The organism is Pedobacter sp. MC2016-24, from assembly GCF_015223055.1.
GTDB lineage: Bacteria > Bacteroidota > Bacteroidia > Sphingobacteriales > Sphingobacteriaceae > Pedobacter.
This window is the reverse complement of sequence record NZ_JADFBX010000003.1, coordinates 259659-277319: the sequence shown is the minus strand read 5'-3', so window position 1 is coordinate 277319 and position 17661 is coordinate 259659. Positions and strand designations below refer to the sequence as shown.

The 17661-nt window shown below is 42.7% G+C and carries 11 protein-coding genes; 2 read left to right on the top strand and 9 right to left on the bottom strand.

Annotated elements, in window-relative coordinates; genetic code table 11:
* Window positions 1-16 precede the first annotated feature (16 nt).
* The 8 genes from IM797_RS09615 to IM797_RS09580 all read right to left on the bottom strand — a co-directional run bounded on the left by IM797_RS09615 (window position 17) and on the right by IM797_RS09580 (window position 13868).
* Window positions 17-3274: a SusC/RagA family TonB-linked outer membrane protein gene (locus IM797_RS09615; RefSeq protein WP_194126898.1), complete on the bottom strand. Its 3258-nt coding sequence runs from the start codon at window positions 3272-3274 to the stop codon at window positions 17-19.
* A gap of 274 nt (window positions 3275-3548) precedes the next feature.
* Window positions 3549-4742: a FecR family protein gene (locus tag IM797_RS09610; protein ID WP_194126897.1), complete on the bottom strand. Its 1194-nt coding sequence runs from the start codon at window positions 4740-4742 to the stop codon at window positions 3549-3551.
* A 179-nt stretch (window positions 4743-4921) separates the two neighbouring features.
* The gene (locus IM797_RS09605; RefSeq protein ID WP_194126896.1) at window positions 4922-6064 is read right to left on the bottom strand and encodes a TlpA disulfide reductase family protein; all 1143 of its coding nucleotides are present in this window, start codon (window positions 6062-6064) and stop codon (window positions 4922-4924) included.
* 2 nt (window positions 6065-6066) lie between these two features.
* The gene (locus tag IM797_RS09600) at window positions 6067-7527 is read right to left on the bottom strand and encodes a RagB/SusD family nutrient uptake outer membrane protein (RefSeq protein WP_194126895.1); all 1461 of its coding nucleotides are present in this window, start codon (window positions 7525-7527) and stop codon (window positions 6067-6069) included.
* 19 nt (window positions 7528-7546) lie between these two features.
* Entirely contained in the window at window positions 7547-11182 is a 3636-nt protein-coding gene (locus tag IM797_RS09595) for a SusC/RagA family TonB-linked outer membrane protein (RefSeq protein ID WP_194126894.1), read from the bottom strand.
* Between the two features lie 203 nt (window positions 11183-11385).
* Window positions 11386-12570, bottom strand: coding sequence for a FecR family protein (locus tag IM797_RS09590; protein ID WP_194126893.1), 1185 nt, complete (start codon window positions 12568-12570; stop codon window positions 11386-11388).
* A 105-nt stretch (window positions 12571-12675) separates the two neighbouring features.
* A complete protein-coding gene (locus tag IM797_RS09585) occupies window positions 12676-13275 on the bottom strand; it encodes an RNA polymerase sigma factor (protein ID WP_194126892.1) in 600 nt (199 codons plus the stop codon).
* The gene (locus IM797_RS09580; protein ID WP_194126891.1) at window positions 13275-13868 is read right to left on the bottom strand and encodes an RNA polymerase sigma factor; all 594 of its coding nucleotides are present in this window, start codon (window positions 13866-13868) and stop codon (window positions 13275-13277) included. The genes IM797_RS09585 and IM797_RS09580 overlap by 1 nt, the downstream gene beginning before the upstream one ends.
* Window positions 13869-14102: 234 nt before the next feature.
* Between IM797_RS09580 and IM797_RS09575 the strand changes: the two genes are divergently transcribed.
* Window positions 14103-14348, top strand: coding sequence for a hypothetical protein (locus IM797_RS09575; RefSeq protein WP_194126890.1), 246 nt, complete (start codon window positions 14103-14105; stop codon window positions 14346-14348).
* Between the two features lie 11 nt (window positions 14349-14359).
* On the opposite strand, the gene IM797_RS09570 is transcribed toward IM797_RS09575, so the two are convergent.
* Window positions 14360-15868 carry an ATP-binding protein gene (locus tag IM797_RS09570; protein WP_194126889.1) on the bottom strand — a complete coding sequence of 503 codons (1509 nt, stop codon included), beginning with the start codon at window positions 15866-15868 and terminating at the stop codon, window positions 14360-14362.
* Window positions 15869-16099: 231 nt separating this feature from the next.
* On the opposite strand from IM797_RS09570, the gene IM797_RS09565 reads away from it, so the two are divergent.
* Window positions 16100-17656, top strand: a complete 1557-nt coding sequence (locus tag IM797_RS09565; protein ID WP_194126888.1) for a PAS domain-containing sensor histidine kinase — start codon at window positions 16100-16102, stop codon at window positions 17654-17656.
* Window positions 17657-17661: the final 5 nt, after the last annotated feature.

Sequence of the window (17661 nt, the reverse complement as noted above, 5' to 3'; positions counted from 1 at the left end):
ATATGAATTTTTTGAATTAAAATCTTGTACTCAGACCGAATGTGTACTCTCTGGCAAATGGATTATCTGTACCACGCTCAATGTCAATTGTACTTAAGGTGAGCACATTATTTGTCGTTGCACTAAGGGTCAGGTTCTGCAAGCCTATTTTTTTAATAAATGGTGTTTTAAACTGATAGCTTAAGTTAACTGAAGTGAGCTGAATGTTATTGTCGTTTTGGACAAAACGTGAAGTCAGCTTCGTTGGTGTTGGCGAGCCTGTAATTCTTCTATATGGGCTCACACTTCCGGGGCCCGTCCAACCTAAATCATAAGCCCGCCTATCCACATTATTCTTGGCATCAACAGCTTCTACACGATTTAACAAAGTGCTGTTATACAATTGGGCGCCATAATTATAACTCAGGCTAAAGTTTAAGGCAAAACCTGCATACAAGAAATTTGAATTTATGGCACCAGTCCACTTAGGGAGGGAATCACCAACATAGGTCTTATCGTTTACGTCCCAAACAAAAGTTGGCGTGCCATCAGATTTTAAATACACTTCCTGGCCGGTAACGGGATCGATACCCAGGGATCTCACTGCATAAATAGCCGTTGTTGACCTGCCTTCAATAAATTGGGCATTTTCGGCAGTTTGATTGGTATTATTTGTATTCAGTGCAGCGTTAAAAGCTTTGAGTTTTTCGGAAACTTCTTTTAGCACGGATTTGTTCCTGGCCGCATTCACAGAAACGTTCCACTTTAAACCTTTGCGGGGAACTGATAGTATGGTATAGCCCAAGTCCAGCTGTAAACCCCTATTTTGTATTTTACCTAAATTTTCGGTAAACAAAGGAAAGCCAGTACTCGGTGCCAGTGAAACCGTAGTGAGTGCATTTTGGGTGACCTCATTATAAAACTCGGCGTTGAAAGTCAGACGGTTGTCCAGAAATGCTGAATTGACACCTATGTTTGACTTTATTACTTGCTGCCAGCTCAAACCCGGGTTTCCCAGTCCGCCAGGAAAGGCACCTACTTCGCCAAAATAACCGGTTGTTGTGCCCAGGTTATACCTGAATTGTGCAGCATAAGGATCCTGCACTGAGGTTCCTGTAGAACCATAACTGGCGCGAAGCCTCAACAAGTTGATTTTTTGGCTATCCTTCAGGAATTCTTCATTGTGCATGTTCCATCCTAAACCTGTAGACCAGAAATTACCAAATTTATTATTCACTCCATAAGCTGAAGAACCATCCCTGGTATAGGTAAAATCGCTAAAATACCGGTCGTCGTAGGAATATACGGCACTTCCGGTAACGGCAATGTTGTTTACCGTACTTTCGTTTCCAGTAGGCCTGCTATTCAAATATTGTGCAGCAAACAAAATGTTGTCTAAACGGTCAAATGGAAAGCCCTGCGCAGCTACCGTGTAGGAATCGGCTTTTGCGCTGGCGATCCTCATCGTTGCATTGGCCGTAATATTGTGTTTTCCTATTTCTTTGTTGTAGTTTACTGATCCCGTCCCGTCCATAATAAAGGAACTGGTAGTGTTGATGGAATAGGTACCGCGTGTACTCAGATCAGCAACACCTTCAAACCGACTATCCAGCGCAGAATAGAAATTGTCTATCGTTCCATTGATCTTTGTTATTCCAAAGGCACCACTAAGCCATAGTGATTTATTGGCATCGTAACGAATAGATGTGTTGTTTCTTAAATTAAAGTTCTTGTTTCTGTCATTAATGGTGTTGTAGGTGATGTCCATCAATGGATTCAATTTAATAGAGGTTCCAATACCGAAGCCCATGTCGATGTTTTCCAGGTATTTGTTTACGTTGCCATTTTCATCATAAGGCTTCCAATACGGGTTCAAATCCAGGTACTGACTAAACGCTCCGTAAGGAGAAGCATTGGAGACCACCTGCGTGCCAATGGTCTGGTTTTGGAACGTCAATTTATGCGTTCTATAGCTTAGGGTAAAAGTCCCTGCATAATTTTTTCGGTCTTGCCCTTTCATCACGCCCTGTAACAGGTTGCTGCTAAACGTAAGCCCGAAAGTCAATGACTCGTCACCACCACGTAAGGCAAGATTGGTCCTGTTATTGAACCCCGTTTGAACAGGGATAGATTTCCAGTCGGTATTCACACCGGCTAATACTGCTTTATATCGTTCCGAATTGATTAGATCACCTCTATAGCTGTTGGTGAAGCCCACGCGTCTTTCAAAATCAAGTTTTTCTTCAGAATTGAGCATGTGATAAACAGAAAGGTCCGGGGATGATAATGTAAAGTTGTTGGTTAAGGTAACTTCAACCTTTCCTCTTGGAGGGAGAATGGTCGTAATTACCATAACACCGTTACCACCGCGTGAACCGTACATGGCCGTTGCAGAAGCATCCTTTAATAAAGTCACTGAGGCAATTTGGTTCATGTCCAAATCTACAACCGCCTGTTGCGAGACCTGGAAGCCATCCAGAATAAACAAAGGCGTATTGGGATTTCCTACAAGCTCTGCCCCAAGTGTCGGATAGGAGGTCTGGCCACGCATCGTCACCTGCGGAAGCGCATTAATGTTGCCACCTACCACGTTGTTTGGCGTCATCCTGAAGGAGGGGTCTAGCGCAGCAATACTGGTAAAAAGGTTAACCGGGCTCACCGACTTAAGTTCGGCGCCAGTCATGGTTTTGGCCGCTCCGGTATAGGTGTTCACCTTGCGGTCAACCATCCCCGTAATCACGGTCTCGTTCAATGTAACCTGATCCTCATCCATGTAAATGGTATAATTAGAATTTGGAGAGATGGGCACATCAACAGTCTTATAACCTATAAATCTGAACTCCAGAGATGATGCACCTTTGGATATACTGATGGTAAATTTTCCATTCTTATCTGTCTGAACTGTAGACTTCGTTCCCTTAATCGACACCGTAACGCCGGGGATAGGCTTACGGTCTTTGGCATCACCTACAAAACCGGAAATGACTTCCTGCCTGGTCGTTTCACTGGCCTTGACCACCACAGTCTGGTTACGTATAATAAAATTTAGATTTTGCCTGGCAAAAATCTCGTTAAGCACAGCTGATAACTCAGCATCTTTAACATTGATGTCTACCGGAGACGAATTTTCCAACAAATTGTCCGTATAAAAGAAATTATAACCCGTCTGTCGGTTAAGTTCCTTAAAGACAGCGCGAAGTGAAGCATTCGACTTGGTCAAAGTCACTTTCTGGGCAAGGCTCGACGCACTTACCTGCATAAAGCATGCTATAATAATTACGATGGTTAAGCGCATAGTTAGCAATAGTTTTAGGTACAGCCGTTTAGGCATACCAAATTTCCTTGAATTTTGATACATTAGTAGTCGGTTTGGTTAAGCAGTCTCTTTTGCGTTGGACCGTATAGAGAACTGCGGTTATCACTTTGATTTTTAATTGAAATGTTCCAAACTTTGACCAGGTTCTGATGGCTAATCGGGGCCTGGTTTCGTTTAAACATTTTTAGCTAGTGTAGTTTTCTTTTCATGGGGTTTAGTTCAAGATTAGTATTCTGTTAATTATATTTAGGTATTATTTTGATACATATATAGTTCTTCCCTTTACGTCAAAGTGGGCTTCTCCCGTTGATTCTACAATTTCAAGCACTTTCGTCATGTTATCAAACCTGGATACTTTGCCGCTGAACCGTTGTTTGGTTTTTTCACCGTTGTAAATGACCTCGACATTGTACCAGCGCTCAATCATTTTCATGATGTTCTCAATGTGCTCACTTTCGATTACAAATTCATTGTTTTTCCAGGCAACGGCAAGGTCTGTATCCGTTTCATTGATCTGGATTTTGCCGCCCGATAGCTTAGCTTGTTGACCTGGTCTTAATACTTTGGAACTACCCGCTGTAGACAATTTCACACTCCCTTCCAGCAAGGTGGTTTTTTCGACTTCATCGTCAGCATAACTGCTGATGTTAAAATGTGTTCCTAATACTTCTACCTGCTGATTGTTTGTCTTTACGATAAATGGATGTTGCTTATCCTTAGCTACTTCAAAATAACCTTCGCCAATAAGCTTGACCATACGTTTTCCATTTTCGATCAGGGAGGTCGTATAGGTTAGGCTCGAGGCCGCATTCAGGTAAACTAGTGATCCATCAGGCAAACGTACCTGATAAGTCTCTCCCCTGGCTGTTGACAAGGTATTGGAGGCGTTAGGGTCAGCAACTTTTTCATTTATTTCATACACGAGTCTGCCATCACCGGTTTTAGAGATGATGATCCCGGATTCCCGTCCAATCTCTCCATTCGATGCATTGGCTAAACTAATTTTACGGCCGTTTGCCAAGGTAAGTGTTGCACCAAAATCACCCGGTTTTATCTCCTCTGGAACCACATAGGCAGCAGTCGGGACCTTTTCTGATTTGTAACTGAAAAAGTAAATACCTGTGCATATTACTGCCAGGGCAGCTGCAACAGTGGCGATCCGTAACCAGAGTTTAACCGTTTTATGGGTAGCGGCAGGTACATCTTCCGCTGCAGAATGAATTTGGATAAACAGATCGCGGTCAACTTTTGCCAGCACTTCGGCAATGGCAGCATTGGTTGCGTAACTTTCGTCCTCAATTTCTAAAACATCGATGATGATGGCTTTCAATGCGTCCTGATCTTCATCAAGTTGAAAGTAATTCATCAGACGCTGCGTTTCTTCCAGGGTAGCGGTGTTGTCCAGGTATTTTTTGAAAAGGATATGAAGTTGGTCAGATGGTTTCAAGGTTCAATTTTTACAGCTAATACGGAGCTGGGCAAAAATATCCTTAGTCAGGTAACAAAAAAATAACAATTGATTTCCAAAAATATGGATTATGATTATAAAAAAGAGGCTGATCATGATTTGAAACAGCCTCCTTGCTGGATATTCTAATTGTAACTTAACAGTTCAAATAAGCAGATTCAGTGTAAAATCTCCTTTAACTTCATTCCGAGTAATAATCCACCCAGGTTTTTGGCTATTATTTTTCCCGTGGGGTCTATTAGAAGGTTTTGCGGATAAGATCTGATTTTATAAATATCGCTGACTATATTTTTTTTCCCAGTCATATCTCCAAGTTGTGTCCACAAACCAACTCCATCTTCCCTGATCGCTTGGATCCATTTCTCCCTATTGTCGTCGCACGAGACACTGATGATTGTGAAGTTTTTATCTTTAAACTCCATGTAGGCCTGTTTCATAAACCTACTTTGCGCCCTGCAGGGACCACACCAACTTGCCCAAAAATCGAGGAAGACGTATTTTCCTTTAAATTCCGATAAGCTAACACGTTTTCCTGATGTGTCTGGTTGAGTAAAGTCAACTGATTGACTGCCGGGTAAAAAGTATTCCATTTCCTCAATGTTCTTGGCCAGCTTACGACCTACACTTGTTTTCTTTAATTCGGGATCAAGCTTATCAAAATAGGCTTTAAAAGGCTTGGGCGACATTATAGCAGTGTTGTATTCGGCGACGGCGAACAGCGCTACCGGAGAGTGAGGGTTAGCTGATACATAACTGTCAACCATATTCTTTTCCAACTCGTATAAAGAGTCTAGCTTTTTGCCTACATCGAGAAAAGCTTTTACATCCATTTGCTTCTCAAATGCTTGTGATTGTATATTATAAGGCTTCATCTCATAATGTAACTCTTGTAATGCCTGAAAATACTTAGCATATTCCTCTTGCATTTGGCTCCCTTTTACAATTGCAGTACTTAGATTTTCTCCTGTTGTATTTAACTTATAGCCAACAGGTTCCAATAAAATCCGATATACATTTTTCGGATCGTATAAAGCCACTCCAACTGTAGCTTTGGGTAATTTTATCCGAAGTGTTGCGACCACAGGCTCTGACACCTCACCTGAAAGTTTAAACTTCCCATTTTCGATTTTCGCAGTATCCGTGTTAGGTCTGCCGTTCGCATTAGCATAAGACATCGTCATCATTCCCGTTTTGCAAACTTTTGAAACATCACCGCTGATGGTAAAAGATCCATGATATTTCGATTGTGCTTTTACCTGGCAACAAATTAGCAGAAAAATAGCGATTATATTTACTCTCATAGTTATGGATTATTGATCATTGAAGGGTTTTGTGACATCAATTTCAAAGGCAAACGCAAGGTCATCCTGTCTGGTGTAAGTGTAAAGGTTTCTAAGGGCGTACCACTGATGTCATAAATAACATGGGTATACGTTTTACCAAAAAAAAGTGGATCAACAGATAAGCGTCTGATGTCAAACCAGCGGTAACCAGTCATTGCAAACTCACGTTGACGCTCGTCTATCACAAATCTGATCATCTCGTTGCGATCTGATATGTTCACAACGGCATCCGTTGCCGGCATCCTTTTTTTACGAAGGGTCTCCAGATCCTCCTTAGCTCCTGCCAGATCATTTGTTCTGGCTTTACATTCTGCACGCAATAGAAAATATTCCGGGTACGTTATGCCATAAGAAGGAACCGTATTATAGCCATATCTCCTTACCATGTTCAGCGGAAAAGTAACGTTAGTTGAGGCAGGGTTTGCCTTTGCCGTAAATAATTTTTTCCGTTGGTCATTCGCACCGTACAGATTGTAAGCTTCCCGGGTTAAAAGCAATACATTTGAGGTGGGCATGAAACTGGAACTGAAGTTTCTTGCCAGCATGCCTTCGTTACTCTGAAAAGGGAGCGGGCCATTGGTATAGGAATTCACCGTAGGTGAATATCCCCAGCTACCACCCACGACCAGCGTTTGATTATAGTCATAGATTTCTGTGGTTACATTTGTTGGTAGTAGGGTTGCAGCCAGATTCAACTGTTCAAGCGCCTCTGCGTACCTACCCATAAAAAGATAAACCTTGCCCAGTAGGATAATAGCTGATGATTTGTTCATCCGCTGTCTCAATGCATAATTAGAATTCCGTGGAAGATCCGGAATATTTTCGGTAAGGTCTTTTATGATGAAATCATAAACAGCCTGCACGCTGACCCTGGTAAACGAGGTTGCAGCTGCGTCTGCTTCTGTAACAATAGGAAAACCTGGGTCAGACGCTGATGTAGCTGGATTGTACGGTTTTCCATAGTAGTTGATGAGCATAAAATAACTCCAGGCTCTGGTGGCAAGCGCCTCTGCCTGTAACGCTCTTTTTTCTGATTCTGATCCCTCAGTAGAACCCATTACTTCGTTCGCAATTTTGTTGAGTAAGTATACATGTCCCGTTAAGCGGACAAATTCAACTGGATCTTCAGTGTCAAGATAGATGTCCTTTTCCCAACGAAAGGCGTTCTGAATTCTAACGGCTGCCGGACTCAGATAAGTAGATACTCCCGCCACTTCGTCACTCAAGGTGATCTGTATATCAGAGGAACCTGTGGCAAGCAGCGCTGTATTGTAAAATAGATTGTTATAGTCGTTCGTTGTTTTAGCAATAACTCTCCCGATGGGGTCAACCTCCAGGAAATTCTTTTTGCAAGATGTCAGTACGATGCACGATGTCAGTACTATGCAGAATAGTATGATGATGAAATTTTTCTTTAACATTTTTTCTTTCTTTAAATGATTAGAAATCTACATGGACGCCAACGGAAAATGTTTGCTGATTGGCTACTTGTCCTCTTATACCCAATAGTGCATTCTGAAATTCCGGATCAATATTGAATTTATTTGCTTTCCATAGCATGATATTACCAGTTTGAAGCCTTAGTGTTATACCTTCCGTTTTAATGCGGCGCAATAACATTTGCGGGAGTTTATAAGCAAGCGTAACATCCCGCAATTTAATATAGGATGCACTGATTACATTGGTATTGGCGTACAGATAATAGTTCACAAAACGCCTGCTTCCGCTCATGGTGGCATTGCTCACCCAGCCAGGGATATCCGTGAAAGCTTCATCGTTAGGCTTCTGCCAGCGTGACGCAAAATCTGAATGGATATTCGCGCCTGTCAGCGATGTGCCATCTGAATATAGGCGGTTAAGGGTATAGGTTCGGTTTACGTCGCGTCTCATCACATGTCCTAAGTTGTAGATCATGTTAGCAGAAAGTGAAAGTGATTTATACCTGAAAGTGTTGGAAAAACCGCCGCTCCATTTGGGTTGGTAGGTGCCCATGAAAACCATATCTTCCGGTTTGGCGATGTTCAGCGCTTTAGTCACCGTGTTGTCTGCCAACCGTATTTGCGGATCACCCATATTGTCTAGTCCGGCGTAATTGTAGGCAAAAAGAGCATAGGCTGCATAACCCTGATAAAAGCCTCCGTAAGCATTGTTGTTGATTACCGAATTACCTGTCGTTGCCGTGAGGGCGGTGGAGAGGCGATTTACTTTATTTGAATTATAAGCAATGTTCCATAAGGTGTGCCAGCTGAAATCCCTGCTGATGACATTTGCGGTAGTCAGGCTCAGTTCAAAACCTTTGTTGGTGAGATCACCCAGGTTACCCACAATTGTGGTTACTCCTGTAAAGCCGTTGCTTGGAAGATTGCCGAGCAGGTTCTCCGTCTTTTTATGATAGAAATCCAGGGAGCCGCTGATCCTATTGTTCAATACCGTAAAATCCATTCCCAGGTTGATTACTTTAGTTGACTCCCAGGTAAGGCTTCTATTGGCATAGCTTGAAATGATATAAGCTGTTGATCCGGGAAAGATTGCTGACCCTGCCCCGGCAAAAATAATATCTTTAGAAGCTGCTGTTCCGGGTGTTGGTGCATTCCCTGTAATTCCATAAGTTGCCCTTAGGTTCAATCGTTCGAGCCAGTTGAGGTTTTCCATAAAACGCTCCCTTGAAAGTGACCAGCTGGCGCCGACGCTCCATACCGGCTTGTTCTGGGCCGATTTTTCTATGCCGAAAAGGTTGGACTCATCCTGACGCCAGCTGCCATTGACGGTATACTTCTCACGAAAAGTATAGGCAGCATTTGCGTAAAATGACCGGAAACGTGTTTCCACCTGTGTAAAGCTAAAGTCATTGGTGTTATAAGTACTTCTGGAAGAGTTGAGCAGCATAATGGTGTTCACCACACCTTTGGCTAAAGTATCGTAATCCAACGACTGAGATGTACCAAGTTGCGGATTGAAACCCCTTTGTGTAATTGATGTGTTTCTTGCCAGCGCCTTTTGCATTTCGGTACCTGCTATAGCAGAGAATTGGTGCTCTGAATCTTTCCAGTTTTTATTATAAGCCAGTTGATGACGAATAGTCCAGTTCTCCTGCATATTGTTCCCGGTTGTATATCGTCCTCCTTTTTGCGGCATGAAATAACGAATATTGTTATTGGCCACACTCCCTGTCGCAAAACTCACCACTTCATTTCTGGAATCATATGCTTCCTGACCTCTATAGTTACGGCTGTTGTCACCGCCTTTCACCAGGCCGTAAGTACCTTCCAGTTTTAAGCCTGCTAACAGGTTGAGCGAAACACCACCAGTAAGCCTTGTCAGCAGGTTGTCGGTAAGCGTATAGCCATATCCTGCTTCGTCTAAAGGACTATAGTCTAAACTTATACCGCTTCTGGTTTCGTATACTTTTCTTAGGGAATCTGTCCTGAACAACCAGGGCATGTGAATGTTATTGCCTTGGGCATCGCGAATTAACTGATACGGTAAAAAAGTATAATTGGCGTTTGGTAAGGGTGTTGCCTTACTTCTTGTATTGGTGATGTCGGTGATCAGGTACATGCTTAAAAAACGCGACGGACGGTAATCCTGACGGGCATTGATTTTGAATGTATTGATGTAAGATCCTGGTTTGCTATCCTGGGTTCCTGTGTAAGCAAACGAGCCGTAGATGCTGTATTTTTCCCCTCCGCCCCGTACAGAAAGTGTATGGTTGGTTAACAGCTGATTTTGATAGAAAAGATCTCTGATTTGGTTATGGTTGCTGATCCCTGCAAGACTATCCATTTTTGCATCCTTAACTGGAGTGGAAATCAGGTTGCGCTTCCAGTCAAATAAAATTTGTTCGTGAGGAGGCACACCTGGATTTCCGCTAAAGGCAGGATTGCTTACGGTCTGCCAGCTGGTAAGTGAGGGATCAAATATATCTTTGGCAGCCTGTATGAATTGCTGGCTGTTGAGTAAGGGCATGTTGTCCAGATCGGGTTTGCCCAGGAAATTGATGAAACCATCGTATTCAATTTTTAATTTCCCGGAACGGCCACCCTGTTTTGTAGTGATTACGATCACTCCGTTTGCAGCCCTGGAACCCCAGATGGATGCCGCAGTAGCATCTTTCAGCACAGTGATATCAGCTACATCATTCGGGTTTACAGATTCGATATTACTGATGGCAATGCCGTCTACCACAATAAGTGGTGAACGCTCAGTGCCGCCATAAACCCCACTCGTACCCCCGCTTAGTACTCCGATAGAAGTTAATCCTCGGATTTGAATTTTATCTGTGTTTGCATTATTTATAGTCAGTCCCGGAATTAATCCATCCAAGCGCTGTATGATGTTCATTGTCCCGGTCCGGTTATTCAATATTTCCATGTCAGGTTTTGCGAAAGATCCTGCACTTCTCTCTTTCGGTAAGGTCTGGTAACCTGTAGAAAAAACCTGCACTTCCGCAAGCTTATCGCTCGTTCCGCTGAGTTTAATCAGTTGATAGGGTAGGTTTTCTTTAGCAATGAAGCTGGCCGTGATAAATCCGACAAATGAAACTTCGATCCTGTCTCCGGAGTTGGCGCTGATGGTAAAACTCCCATTTTCTGTGGTAACAACCGTCTTTTTCTGTGTAACGTTCCTTACACTTGCATTGGGTAGCGCCTTGCCTGTACTGTCCGTTACTTTGCCCGAAATCGTCAGATCAAATGCAAGGTTATCGTTTCCGTTTGCCACCTTCTCTCTGATCACAACCATTTTATCTTCAATAGAAAATTCCAGTGATAGTTTGCTCAGGCAGGAAGTAAGTACAGTTTGTAAAGGCTCGTGATCTGCAAATATGCTGACAGCCTGCTTTTTGGTGATGATGTCGCGGTTATAGAGGAAATCATAGCCGGTCTGCCTGTGGATCTCCCGAAATATTTTTTCGAGCGGAACGCGCTGTTGCTTTAACGTCACGTTTTGAGCTAAGCCAGCTGCGCTAACCTGTATCAGTGCCGCAAAAATAAGAATGGTGGTCAGGCGCATAATAAGCCATAGTTTAGGGATCAGGCGGTCTTGCCTGTCCGGTTTCATGAGATAAAATTCGTACATTTGTTTTGTTTGGTTTAGCAGCTTCCCTGTGGTTCGAAGCTCAAGGTTGCTGCGTTTTTGTTGATTTTATGAACTAATGCCAGACTTGGTTATCAGGGGTGTTTCCGCACCCCTGATCTATTTTATACCTTTAGCTTTTCTGTCGTAAAGATCTTTTCATGCTTTGTTGTTTAAGTTTCGTAATCTGTTAATTGCCAATATTTTTATTTACTTACAAATACCTTTCGTCCTTCTATCTTGAAGTGCACTTCACCGGTTTTTGCAATCATTTTCAAGACCGTGGAGATGTTTCTTGACCGGGAGGAGAACCCGCCCAGCTGCAGATTAATGGGCGCTGATGCCTCATAGACCACCTCAATGTTGTACCAGCGCGCAATCTTTCGCATCACGGTACGGAAATCATCGCCGCTGAATATAAATTCTTCATGCTTCCAGGCAACGGTCTCTTCAACATCTGCTCTTTTAACCTGGATCCCGGCAACACTGAGTATAGATTGCTCGCCCGGTTTAAGTACTTTTTGATCGTGATTTAAACCGGCAACCAGCACACTTCCCGAAATCAATGTGGTAATCGTCGCCGGCTCGTCTGCATAGGAATTTACATTGAAGTGTGTTCCTAACACTTTCACTTCCTGCAGGGCGGTCTTGACAATAAAGGGGCGGGAAGGATCTCTGAAGACCTGAAAGAAAGCTTCACCGGATAAGGTAACCTTCCGGGGTGATGCCGCATCAAATGCTGCCGGGTATTTCAGTGACGAAGCTGCATTTAGCCATATTTCTGTGCCATCTGGTAAAAGCACCTGGCAAGTCTGCCCTTTGGCCGTTTCTAAAGTGTTCACACTGTTGAAGGCCTTACTTTTATTGCTGATCTGATAAACAAGCTGACCGCTGGCTGTTTTAGTAATGTTGACCCCATGTTCTTCTGCCAGTAAGCCATTTTTGGCATCAGACAACCTAATTTTTTGGCCATTGGCCAGGGTTAGCGTGGCTTCGGTCTTGCCCGGACCAATGTCATCATGTATATTTTTCGCCTGCTGTCCGCTTCTTTGTTGAAAAAGATAGCCACCTATAGCCAAACAGAAAACGATCGATGCTGCGATACTGATTCTTTGCAGAAAAAGGCGTTTCTTATGCCGGTTATTTTTAAGTTCCAAAATGGAAGCTTCAGTTTTAATGCGGTCAAATACCATGTTCCACCGGTTGGTATCATCCTCGTGATCCATATTGGCAGACTGGAATTTTTGTAATAAAGAAGCTTTAATTTGTTCGTCGAAATTTCCGTCCCCGATCAACCTGAACAATTGTTTCACTTCTTCGGCTGATGCCCTACCTGAAGCATGCTTCTCAAATAATTCTTTAATAAAATTGGAACCGCTATTCATCATCATGGTATGGTTATGCCCGGTTATCAACCAGTCTATACAGATGAGACGATCACCAGGCAATAGTGGACTATTGAAAAAGTATTTTTTTTTAAAATAAATCTGATCTGCTTACCTAAATGAGAGGATCAATGCAGCTGCAACAAACGTTTCTCCATATTTTTCAGCAAAAACACGGATAAATTTAAGTGCAGTAACCAATTGATTTTTTACCGTATTACGGGAAATATTTAACCTCTCAGCAATCTGTTCATGCGTCAGACCTTCTTTTCTACTGAGATTGAAGATCAGCCTTCGCTTTTCGGGTAATGCCGCAATTGCCTGTTCAATGATCGCTGTACTTTCCTTAAAGGCCACCTGCTCTTCTGTATTATAGACCAACTCCGTTGAGCTGTAAGCTACCTTATCCATTAACCTGGCGTTATTTGCAATTTTTTTAAGATAGTCAAGGGTTTTGTTTGTCGCAATTTGAAATAAGTAGGCAGTCGGGTGGCTAACATGCTGTAAAAGAAGTCTGTTTACCCAAAGTTGAACAAAGATTTCCTGAATAATCTCTTCAGTTAAATCACGCGAGTGCACCATTTTCTCAATAAAAGGCGCCAGACGTTTGACATAGCTGTGGTAAATCTTTTCAAATGCAGACTCGTCACCACTGGCCAGCGCCGCAAAGACCGCCTTTTCATCGATCATTTGATGTCCAGGGGCTGCCATTATTTCAACAAAACACTTAAAACCAAGGAAACAGTCAATGCAGCCGAATCCTTAAAATATGCCCGGAGAAACCTATTGGCCTGCAGCATATGGCTACTGATGGTTTTGGCATTGATTCCCATAATCTCCTCCACTTCCTTGTAAGATTTACCCTCCAGTTTGCAGAGTGTAAATACCATTTTACGCTGTGGTGGCATGAGGTCGATGGCCTGCTGTAACTTTTGAGCTTCCTCTTTACCCAGCAGATCTTCTTCAATGTGCAAGTACAATTCCGAACTGGAGGCTACCACTTTAGCCAATAAACGTTTGTCTTTCGCTACTTTCCGATAATAATCATGGACCAGGTTTTCTGCGATGCGAAAAAGATAGGATTTAAAAGATTTTTCAGGATCAATTTGTGTTCGCGCTTCCCATATTTTGAAAAAGAGCTCTTGCAGGGTTTCTTTGACCAGGTCTTCAGATTTGAGCAGCTTAAATAAGTTTCCGGCGATGCGCAGCTTATAGTTGTTGTAAAGTATTTCAAATGCACGCTCGTCCCCGTTCTTCAATTGAAGCAATAAAACCTGCTCATCAGCTTGATTAACGTTGACCATTCGTTCTAAAAATATACGTTTACTGAAAGACAAGGTATAAATAATCTTTCATGAAAACTGACCTTCTGATATATTTACGAAGAATCAAGCCCAATATTAAGTATTTTTTTTATTATTGTTAAATAATCGTCTCTTGCAAAGAACATGTTTCCCAAGCATATGCGTATTATCAAATGTTTTGGCTTTTAATTGCCGAACAATAAAATTTATCATAAAACCAGTGAATTAACGCATATGAAAAAAAACACTAAAGTTCCCGTTATGCCTACCTTGCCTAAACACTTTACCGATAGCATGGAAAAGGTAGCAAATCAAGTACACGGAAGGTCGATTAGTGACAAATTTGCCAAAGAGTGGAACATTAGCGAGGAGCAATCAAGCGCCTTGTTACAATATCTTTTTGATACAGGAGCCATTACCATGAAATGGTTACCAGAAAAAGGCCAACTTTGTTTCCTTAAAAATGAGCTCCCAAATTAATCAAACGCAAATCAATCCACAACAGGCAGTCTAAAGTGAAAATCACATCCAATATCATCACTGTCTTCCAGCCAGATCTCGCCCTGATGACGCCTGATGATTTCGGAACATAAAAACAAGCCAATGCCAAAGCCAGACGAATTCTTCACCTGCGTATTCTCAATCTGGCTAAACCGCTCAAATATCTTATGCCTGTCTTTCTCGGCTATTCCACATCCCTCATCCATTACACTGACTTCCACAAAACCCGGCTTTTGAAAACAGCTCACCGTAATGGATTTGCCAGCAGGCGTAAACTTAATGGCGTTCGCAACCAGATTGGTCAGTAAAACGCCTATTTTGACCCGGTCTGCCTTCACCCTAAGCTGTGCACAACCCTGCTGAATGAACTGATGCCTTGGTGCAGTTACCCTAACTTCATCCAGGTACTCAGTTACCAGTTCACCCAGATCAAAATCCGTCAAATCCAAATCAAACTTACCAGCTTCCAAACGCGATATGTTGACAAAACTATTGATCATCCGGGTCATTTTTCTGATTTGTGAAAGCGCCAGAGCCATCATTTCTCGCAGACTACCATCCCCTTTCAGCTCTGGCCGCCTGCTCATCAGTTGCACCAGCCCATTAAGCGAAGTAAGTGGTGTTTTAAGTTCATGGCTGGCCATAGCAATAAACTCATTTTTACGGATCAGTTCCATTTTTTGCCCGGTAATGTTCATCAGCGTTCCCTTCAGCATCGTGGCATGTCCTTTAGCGGTGGTCACCCGTCCCGTTAAACGGACCCAACGATCCTGATCCGAATTTAAAGGCCGGATCGGGTATTCCAGTTCAAACATTTCCCCAGCATCTTTAACCTGGCTGAAGGCCTGGTCTACAGACGCCCGGTAATCCTCCCTAACCAGATCAAGCGCAGCACTTAGCGAAACCTGATCTTCAGCCAAACCATAAATTTCTGCACCTCTTTTTGAAAAGCTCAAGTTACCGCGTTCAGCTGAAAATTCCCAGGTACCCAGCTTAGCAGTTTCAATGGCCATCAGGCATTCCTCATTACTGGAGGCCAGTGCATGATTGGAATCTTTTAACTGCTGGGTTGTATCCTGCAGCAATTGCTTGGCAGAAACCTTATGGCTAACGTCTTGTGCGGTAACCAGAATCCCGGCAATCTCCCCATTTTGCGCACGGATGGCCTGATAAGTATAATCTATAAATATCGAATACGAATGACCAGCCCCGTCATTCAAGGTTAGTAAAATCTCTTCATTCTTATAGCTAAGCCCAGTCTCAAACACGTGTTTTAACTGCGCCAGAAAAGAAGGATCGGTTTCTGGGAAAGCGGTAGTTAATGGCAAACCAATCGTTGCAACAGACCGGTCACGTTTCCAGAATTCAAACATGGCATCATTGGCGAAACTAATGACAGACAGATCGCCTTTCAATACAGCAATTGGTATGGGCAACAGGTTAAGTACCTGTTCGTTTTCGGCATATGACAGCGTAACGCTGTCATTAACATTCGGCATAAGCTTTCAAATTAAATAAGCAATAACTGGCAATTCAATTAGGTATAAGGCCAACACCTTCAAATCAATATAGTTTCAAAAAAAAGAAAAAAGCTATTTACAGGTCTTAAACAAAAAAATCCAGTGCCCTACACCTTTCCGTACTTAAAAAATAGTGCGTAACACAAACCAAAATCTCCATGCAGTAAACAAAATCGAGATTCCGGTCGTTTATAATAAAATAATTTTTAAATGCCTTTGAATTTAAATCATATCATACCCGAGTCGCTCATCCTGGTCAAGGTACTGGAAGCGGCCAATACAGGAATTGTCATCACAGATAACCTGTTACCAGACAATCCCATCATTTATTGTAATCCGGCGTTTGAACAAATTTCAGGCTATACAAGAGCAGAAATCATTGGACACAATTGTCGTTTCCTGCAGGATCAGGATCGAAATCAGCAGGCGCGCTTTACGATAAAGGAAGCACTTTTATCAGGTGAAAGCTGTGTGGTAGAAATCCGCAATTACAACAAACAAGGTAACTTGTTTTACAATGAGTTATACATTTCTCCTGTAAAAGACAATGCTGGAAAAATTACGCACTTCATTGGGATCCAGAATGACGTCAGCGCCAGGAAGAAAGCAGAGCAGGCTCTGGAAATGAACTATAAGGAGGTCGAGCAGAAAGTAGAGGAAAGGACCTATATGCTCAAACAAAGTGAAGAGTATTTGTCCAGTATTGTTGAAACGATTCGGGAAAGCTTGCTTGTGATGGACAAAAATTACCACATCCTGAGCGCCAACTCTCATTTTCTCCATACTTTTAAAGTTTCACTGAACGAGACAAAGGGAAAACTATTGTATGATCTGGGAAATGGACAATGGAACATACCAGAGCTCAAAACCATGATGGAAGAGATTCTGCCAAGCAACAATCCTGTTTTAAATTATGAGGTGGAACATGAGTTTCCACACATTGGCCGGAAACTCATGTTGCTCAATGCGCACCGGGTAGAGCTGGAAGGACAATTTAAAGACCGGATTCTGCTGGCCATAGAAGACATTACAGAGAGAAAAGCGATTGAACAGCGAAAAGATGATTTCCTCTCTATTGCCAGCCATGAACTCAAAACACCGCTAACCACCGTCATTGGCTACATGCAGATGATTAAGCGGATGATGCCGGAAAATGCGTCCGAAAAATTCAAAACAACGGTAAACAAAACCAGTACGTATGTAGACCGTCTAAACCAGCTACTCTCCGAATTGCTGGATGTCGCCAGGATCCAGACCGGAAACATTGAACTGCACAATGAACCGTTCGATTTCGACAAAATGGTAGCCGATGCGGTAGAAGGTTTGCAAACTGCGAGTCCAGGTTACCAGATCACCATTCAAGGCAATACGGGAGTGATATTTAACGGCGACGAGTCGCATCTGATCCAGGTATTGACCAACCTGATCAGTAATGCCATCAAATATTCTCCAGAGGCCACGCAAGTTGAAATTCACATATCCATGGTGAGTAACTTCATTAAAGTCTCTGTAAAAGACTATGGAATGGGCATTAAGGAAGATGAGCTAAAAAAAATCTTTCAGCGCTTTTACCGTGTTGGTGAGATCCAGAAAAGCTACCCGGGAATGGGCATTGGTTTGTACATCTGCGACCAGATCATCAAAAACCATGGTGGTACCCTATGGGCAGAAAGTAAACCTGGATCCGGATCCGTATTTAGTTTTACACTGCCTTTGGACAGGATCGTAAATCAAGTGAAAAGTTATGGAGATAATCAGCAGCAATAGGAAAT